At 57.9% G+C, this 7,159-nt stretch carries 7 protein-coding genes; 4 read left to right on the forward strand and 3 right to left on the reverse strand.

What is annotated here, in order from left to right; translation table 11 throughout:
* Positions 1-70: 70 nt before the first annotated feature.
* The 3 genes from VGL70_12310 (at position 71) to VGL70_12320 (ending at position 3,920) form a co-directional block, all read left to right on the forward strand.
* Positions 71-1,114, forward strand: coding sequence for a putative zinc-binding metallopeptidase (locus tag VGL70_12310; GenBank protein HEY3304309.1), 1,044 nt, complete (start codon positions 71-73; stop codon positions 1,112-1,114).
* Positions 1,115-1,124: 10 nt separating this feature from the next.
* On the forward strand, positions 1,125-2,150 hold the full coding sequence (locus tag VGL70_12315) for a hypothetical protein (GenBank protein HEY3304310.1): 1,026 nt from the start codon (positions 1,125-1,127) through the stop codon (positions 2,148-2,150).
* Between the two features lie 132 nt (positions 2,151-2,282).
* On the forward strand, positions 2,283-3,920 hold the full coding sequence (locus VGL70_12320) for a DUF748 domain-containing protein (protein ID HEY3304311.1): 1,638 nt from the start codon (positions 2,283-2,285) through the stop codon (positions 3,918-3,920).
* 72 nt (positions 3,921-3,992) lie between these two features.
* On the opposite strand, the gene VGL70_12325 is transcribed toward VGL70_12320, so the two are convergent.
* A complete protein-coding gene (locus tag VGL70_12325) occupies positions 3,993-4,481 on the reverse strand; it encodes a hypothetical protein (GenBank protein HEY3304312.1) in 489 nt (162 codons plus the stop codon).
* Between the two features lie 184 nt (positions 4,482-4,665).
* Between VGL70_12325 and VGL70_12330 the strand changes: the two genes are divergently transcribed.
* Complete coding sequence (locus tag VGL70_12330) at positions 4,666-5,427, forward strand: YdcF family protein (protein HEY3304313.1); 762 nt, start codon at positions 4,666-4,668, stop codon at positions 5,425-5,427.
* Positions 5,428-5,490: 63 nt separating this feature from the next.
* Here VGL70_12330 and VGL70_12335 read toward each other — a convergent pair whose 3' ends face one another.
* Both VGL70_12335 and VGL70_12340 read right to left on the reverse strand, forming a co-directional pair.
* Positions 5,491-5,928 (reverse strand): CBS domain-containing protein, encoded by a 438-nt coding sequence (locus tag VGL70_12335; GenBank protein HEY3304314.1) that lies wholly within the window; start codon positions 5,926-5,928, stop codon positions 5,491-5,493.
* 24 nt (positions 5,929-5,952) lie between these two features.
* On the reverse strand, positions 5,953-7,159 hold a 1,207-nt coding region (locus tag VGL70_12340), incomplete at its 5' end, for an NAD(P)(+) transhydrogenase (Re/Si-specific) subunit beta (GenBank protein ID HEY3304315.1).

Here is a 7,159-nt window from a genome sequence, read left to right on the forward strand (position 1 = left end):
GTGCGCTGCACCAAGAAGCTTCGCCCTCGCCGTTGGCCCGTTTCTCCAAGCTCTGCTAAACTACGCTGCTATGGAATCTTCGCCCGGCAGGGAAAAGTCGTCTCCCGCCCCGCCGCCGGATCTCGCCGGCCTCAGTGACGAAGAGCTGCTTCGCATGCGCATCTGCGATCTCAAAGCGCAGATCGCCGGAAGCGAGCTCGAGTCGCGCATCGCTAACTTTCATCGCGAGCTGGGCGAGCGGGGAATTCCCGTCAAGCCGATCTGCTATCTCGGCGACGAGTGGTTCTGCCCCGACGGCGCGGCCACGATCGCGATTCCCTTTTATCTCGCCCACCCGCGGCTTAAAAAACTGGAAGAGAAAATGATGATGGAAGTGGAGGGTGGCACCGAGGACTGGTGCATGCGTCTCCTGCGCCACGAGATGGGCCACGTGTTGAACCACGCTTACCTGCTGACGAAAGACAAGCAGTGGCAGAAAATCTTCGGCTCGCCGTCGCAGGAATATTCCGAGAGCTTCCGCTCCCGTCCCTACAGCAAGCGGTTCGTCCGCCACCTCGACGGCTGGTACGCGCAGAGCCATCCCGAAGAGGACTTCGCCGAGACGCTGGCGATCTGGCTCACGCCCGGGTTGGATTGGAAGAGCCAATATCGTGGATGGAAGGCGCTGGAAAAGCTCGAGTACGTCGATCAGCTCATGGTCAAGCTCGCCGGCCAAAAAGCGCTGGTGCTTTCACGCAGCCGGATGAGCGATGCCTCACGCCTCAAGTCGCGTCTGGAGGCCCACTACAAAAAACGCCGGCTGCTCTACGCGCAGGATTTTCCGGATTTCTTCGACGCCGATTTGAGAAGGCTCTTCGCCGACGCCGCCGCGGCGCCCAACGCCGAGCGTGCGGCGGCTTTTTTGCGACGGAACAGGAAACCGATGCTGGGCGCCGTCTCGGCTTGGAGCGGCGAGCCGAAGTTTACTCTGGATCGCCTCCTCCGCGCGCTTACCGAGCGCTGTGCGGCGCTGGATTTGCGGCTGCGATCGGACGCCGCCGGTCTGGAGATCGCCGCGTATCTGGCGACGCTCGCTTCGCATTATCGATTGACGGGAAAGTTCAAGGACGTTTAGCGCCTTCGCCATGGCCGGCACGAAACGGAAATATAAAGTCCTGGTGCTTTTCGATTCGGCGGGGACGCCGCCCGCGGATCAGGACTTCAGCCTCGAGCTCAAGACCGACGATTGGGCGGCGGAGGCGCACGTGATCGACGCGCTCACGAAGCTCGGCCACGAGGTGCGAACGATCGGCGTCTACGAAGACCCCGGCCTCATCATCGACGAGGTCAAAGCCCACCCGCCCGAGGTGGTGTTCAATCTCACCGAGCATTTCAACGCCCGCTCGGCCTACGACCGCAACGTGGCCGGGCTTTTAGAAATGCTCGACGTGCCGTATACCGGCTCCGGCCCCACCGGACTCACGCTTTGCAAAAACAAGGGTATGGCGAAGGAGATTCTCGCTTATCATCACATTCGCGTGCCGGACTCGGTGGTTTTCCCGCCCGGGTCGACGATTCGCAGGCCGAAGCGGCTCTCCTTTCCGCTCTTCATTAAACCGCTCCAGGAGGAGGCGTCGTACGGGATTTCTCAGGATTCGTTCGTCGAGAACGATCAGGCCTTTGAAGAGCGCGTCCGCTTCATCCACGAGCGCATGAATCAGGAGGCTTTGGCCGAGGAGTATATCGACGGGCGCGAGCTTTACGTGAGCATCCTGGGGAACGGCCGCTTGCGGGTCTTTCCGGTTCGCGAGGTTATCTTCGCCGAGGTTCCCGAAGGACGGCCGCGCTTTTCCACGTTCAAGGCCAAATGGGACGACGCTTACCGGAAGAAATGGGGCATCCAGAATATTTTCGCCGAGGGAATCGACGACGGGGCGGCGGGACGCATCACGGAGATTTGCAAAAAAGTTTACCGCGCGCTGCGCATCCGCGGCTACGGCCGGATAGACCTGCGCGTGACTCCGGCCGGCGAGATCGTTATTCTCGAGGCCAACCCCAATCCCAATCTCGATCGCAGCGACGAGTTTGCCCAGTCGGCGATCAAGGCGGGGCTTGTCTATGAAGCGCTGATTCAGCGCATTTTACGCCTCGCGTTCGCCAAGCCGTTTTGACCCGCGTAAATATTCCCCGGTCCGCGAAAAAATTTCCGCGTAGGTGCTTCCCTACATCCAAGAAATCCGCACTGACTCTAAGGCTTTATCATCCGCCTGGCTGGTCTGGTTTTTGCACAACTTTAATAGTGAATGCGCCATTATTTTAGACGAGTGATTCCAGGTCGAAGGGCCTTTAAATGGACTGCCGCGCTCTTAGGCATCCTGATCCTTGCGGTCGTCGTTTTCGTGCGCTTTTTTCTCGATGAGCACTTGAGGCAGACTATCGAGCAAAACGTCAATAGCAGCCTCACGGGTTACACGGTCCGCATCGACAAGCTTCGGTTTCATCCTATTGGCTTCTCCCTTGAATTGATCGACACTACCATCCTGCAAGACGCCCATCCCGAACCGCCCGTGGCGCACGTCCCCGTGCTCAGCGCCAGCGTCCATTGGCGCGCGCTGCTGCACGGCCGTCTGGTCAGCGACTTTGTAATCGATCGGCCGAAGCTCTACATCGATTTGAAACAAGCAAGACAGGAAGTTCGAGAGAAAATGTCTCCCGCCGAGCGCGGCTGGCAGGACGCGCTGGAGGAGATCTATCCGTTGAAAGTGAACTTGTTCAACGTGCGCGACGCCGACGTCACCTATACGGACCAGGGGCCGTTCAAACCGCTGCATTTGAGCAAGCTCAACTTCGAGGCGGAGAACATCCGCAACGTGCATTCCAAAGAGAACGCGTATCCTTCGGAAGTCCACCTGAGAACCGTGGCTTTCGATACCGGCACCATCGCCTTCGACGGCAACGCAGATTTTTTGGCCAAGCCGCATCCGGGAATTAAAGGCGGCGTTTCTCTAAGCCACATCGAGCTGGACTATTTCAGGCCGATCACCAACCGCTACAACGTTTCCGTGCGCAACGGAGTGTTTTCGAGCGACGGCCTGGTGGAATACGCGCCGAGCAAGAAAACCGTTGACGTGAAGCACGTCACGATACAGGGGGTCGCGGTCGATTATGTTCATATGGCCAAGACCGCCGCTCAGGAGCAGCAGGTCGCCGAGCAGGTAGCCACGACGGCAAAGGACTTGAACAACAAGCCCGAGGTTCTGGTCAAATTGAACCAAATCGATATTCGAAGAAGCCGCCTCGGGTTTGTCAACAAGGCGGTCACGCCGGAATATCAGTTGTTCTTTACGGACGCGAATATCAGGGTGGAAAATCTGACCAACCAGAGCGCGGAAGGGCGGGCCGTGGGGACATTCGCGGGAAATTTTATGGACAGCGGCAAGACCGTCGTCAATGTTGCCTTCCAACCCAAGGCCAAGCAGGGCGGCGATTTGGATCTCAAGCTCAGCATGGACGGAACCGATATGACCTCGTTGAATCCGCTCCTGCTCAACGCGGCGAATTTTGACGTGAACGAAGGCAGCTTCTCGCTTTACTCGGAAGCCAGAGTGAGAGACGGCCAGGTGAACGGATACATCAAGCCGCTGTTCAAGAACTTGGATGTTTACGACGCGGAGAAAGACGCGGATAAGTCATTCGGACAAAAACTTAAGCAGGGACTCATCGGCGCCGTGGCTTGGATCCTTTCAAACAGACCCCGCAACGAAGTCGCCACGACCATAACTCTCACCGGCAGAATCGATAGCCCGCAGTACAGCAATTGGGAAGCTTTCGTCGGTATGCTGAAAAACGCCTTTATCACGGCGATCCGGCCGGGGTTCAAGGACAGGGAGCAGGCAGAGCCGGCTCCGGCCAAAGAAGGATCGGCCCCCCAGCCGTCTTAAAGCTGAGAGGCCGCGCCGCGCCGCACGCGTCGATACTGGCGCCGCTTATAGAAAAACGATGCGTCCTCGCCGCTAGGGGTTTCGTTTGATGGGACGGTCGCCGCGCTCTTTCATAGTCCAGCGGCCGTTTTCTTTCTCACGGGCGCAGAAGGTGTCGCGCGAGTCCACCGGCTTTCGCGTGCGCTCGATATCCGCCAGTACTTCGAAACAGTGCTCTCGGGCGCGGAATCTATATTTTCCCTCCGGTTCGAGCTGGATTCGATTGATACCGGGTTTTAGAATACGCCCGGATTTCTGAGCGACCAGCTCCCGGCTCGGCTTCTCTCGAAGCTCGAACGTGGTTTCACACTCGCCCGTGCCGTCCACCTGGACAGTTACGCGCCACACCTTGATCCGCTGGCCTCGGTCGAGAGGATCCGGCGCCATGTCCAGATCCGTAATAACAATATTGTGGTTTTTGCCGCAGAAAATCCTCTGCCCGGCTTCCGCATCCACAGAGAGCCAAAGCACGGCCAGGGTTCCCAACGTTCCAACCAACAACCGTTGCATCCCGTCTCTCATATCACACCTCCATCCCGCTCTTATAAGACAACCATCCAAGGCTACTCAACTATTGCCCGACGAATGCTAGCCGTCCGAGTCATAACTCACAATCGGGTAAACACCGGAACGGTTCGGGCGTAAATACCGGACGCGCCTCGACCCCTGATGGAAAAATGATTTTTCATGAGATAATGCTTGCCTGATGTTCCTGGTCAAACAAATCCTCAAGCAGCTTTTCCTGCCGCCGACCTTCTGGATCGTTCTTCTCGTTCTCGTCGTGATCTTCTGGCGGTGGCGCTGGGCGAGAAGGGCGCTTCTCGCGTTGACGTTATTGATCATCGTGCTGCACAACGGCATGGTGAACAATTGGTTGCGCTACCCGCTCGAATCGCGCCATCCAATCCTTCTAGAGCCTCGTGGAGCGGAGCCGTATGACGCGATCGTGGTCCTTTTGGGGCATGTCAGTTCTCCCACCGCGCTGACTCCTTTCCCGTCCCTGGGCGAAAGTATGTTCCGCCGCTTGGACGAGGCGTGGCGGCTATACCGGATTCATCCCAGGCCGATCATCGTCTCGGGCAGTCAAGTTCCACCGTTAAACGAGAACCGGGTGGCCTGCGACTATCTGGTGCTTTGGGGCGTCCCGAGCGATCACGTTATTTCGGAAGCGAACTCGCGCGACACCTTCGAAGGCGCGCTTGAGGTGAGAAAGATTCTTCAAGCGAAAGGCTGGCGCCGCTATCTTCTGGTCACTTCAGCCGTCCACATGCCGCGGAGTATGCTCGCGTTTGCGGCCGTCGCGCCCGAGCCGGTCGCCGCCCCGGGCGACTTTACGGTCAGATTAATAGGCGGGGGGCTTTTCCCCAGCGAGGACGCCGCGGAGAAAATAACTACCGCCGTGTATGAATATGCCGGCCTGGTCTACTATTATTGGCGCGTCCGCGAATGGAAAAAGGATAAAGGATGAAGGCGAAAGGCGCGCGGGGACGGCCCTGATAGCCGCCGACGTGAATCGTGCAGGTCGCTTAACTCAGCTTGATCCTCCGGTGATGTAACTCTCAAGCTGCTTGATGATGAATTCTCTGTCGGATATGATCGCCTTCACCACATCCCCGATGGAAATGAGGCCGGCCAATTTTTCTCCTTCGAGCACGGGAAGATGGCGGATGCGCTTATCTGTCATGAGCCCCATGCATTCTTCCACGGACTGCCCGGGATGAACGGTGGTCACCTCGGACGTCATGATTTCGTCAACGGATGTTTCCTTGGAGGCTTTTCCTTTCAGGATAACCTTCCTGGCGTAATCCCGCTCTGAGAAGACCCCGACAATCTTCTCTCCGTCGAGGACAAGCAATGCGCCGACATTTTGTTCGGCCATCAACATAAGGGCGTCGTACACGGTGCTGTCCGGAGCGACGGACCAAATTTGATTTCCTTTTCGCTGTAAAATGTCGCGCACGGTAATCATGGCATCACCCTCCCATGAGTTCTTTTAAGACTTGAGAGCCGCAAAGAGTTTGTTCAGGCTGTCCTTGGCGTCGCCAAAAAGCAGCATGCACTTCGGGTCGTAGTAAAGTTCATTGTCTACGCCGGAAAAACCCGGGCGCAGACTACGCTTGAGAACGATGATCGACCTGGCGCGGTCGACCTCAAGGATCGGCATTCCATAGAGCGGGCTGTTCTTGTTGTTCTTTGCGGCCGGATTGGTCACGTCATTCGCTCCGACGACCAGCGCGATGTCCGCTTCGGGGAAGTAGGGATTGATCTGCTCCATCGTGTACAAGTGGTCATAAGGGACATTGGCCTCGGCGAGCAGGACGTTCATGTGCCCGGGCATGCGGCCGGCCACCGGGTGAATGGCGTACTTGACGTTGATGCCCTGCTTCATCAGCAGCCGCGCCAGCTCCGCAACGCCGTGCTGAGCTTGTGCGACCGCCATCCCATAGCCCGGAACGATGATGACCGAGCGCACGCTGTCCAACAGAACCGACGCCTCCTCGGGAGAGATGCTGCGCACGCTCCCCTTCGCCTCCCTTGCCTGCGCGCTTTCCGCGGCTTCAACCTTGCCGAAGGCGCCGAACAGGACATTAAAAACCGAGCGATTCATCGCCCGGCACATGAGCAGAGAGAGAAGGAATCCGGATGTTCCGTCCAGCGAGCCGGTGATGATTTGAATTTTATTCATGAGCACGAAGCCCATGGCCGCATCGGCGAGGCCGCCATAGGAATTGAGGAGCGCGATCACGACCGGCATGTCCGCGGCCCCGATAGGAATGACCAACATAAACCCGAAAACAAACGCCAGGCCGACCATGAGGTAGAACAACGGCGCCGCCGGCGCGATGATCAGGTAAATCAGGCACGCCACGATCGCTGCGAGCAAACCAACATTGAAAACGTTTTGTCCCTTGTACGTGATGGGATGTCCCGGCAACAACTCCTGGAGCTTGGCTGCGGCCATCAGGCTTCCCGTAAAGGTCAGGCCGCCTACGACAACTTCGAATCCAAGCGGTATCATCACTACGGCGCCGAGTTCGCCGTGATGGCGAAAGTATTCTGAAATTCCCACCAGGCAGGCCGCCAGCGCCCCGAGAGAGTGCGAAAGGGCGGTCCGTTGGGGAACGGCGGTCATCGGTATTTTCAGCCCCATCGTGCCTCCCACGATAGAGCCGATGATGAAACCCAGGACAATCCATTTA

This window comes from Candidatus Binatia bacterium, assembly GCA_036504975.1.
Taxonomy (GTDB): Bacteria; Desulfobacterota; Binatia; order UBA9968; family UBA9968; genus JAJPJQ01.

Bases quoted from the DNA above. Each gene is read 5' to 3' on its own strand.
- VGL70_12335 (HEY3304314.1), bottom strand. From the start codon at position 5,928: ATGATTACCGTGCGCGACATTTTACAGCGAAAAGGAAATCAAATTTGG.
- VGL70_12315 (HEY3304310.1), top strand. From the start codon at position 1,125: ATGGCCGGCACGAAACGGAAATATAAAGTCCTGGTGCTTTTCGATTCG.
- VGL70_12310 (HEY3304309.1), top strand. From the start codon at position 71: ATGGAATCTTCGCCCGGCAGGGAAAAGTCGTCTCCCGCCCCGCCGCCG.
- VGL70_12330 (HEY3304313.1), top strand. From the start codon at position 4,666: ATGTTCCTGGTCAAACAAATCCTCAAGCAGCTTTTCCTGCCGCCGACC.
- VGL70_12325 (HEY3304312.1), bottom strand. From the start codon at position 4,481: ATGAGAGACGGGATGCAACGGTTGTTGGTTGGAACGTTGGGAACCCTG.
- VGL70_12320 (HEY3304311.1), top strand. From the start codon at position 2,283: ATGCGCCATTATTTTAGACGAGTGATTCCAGGTCGAAGGGCCTTTAAA.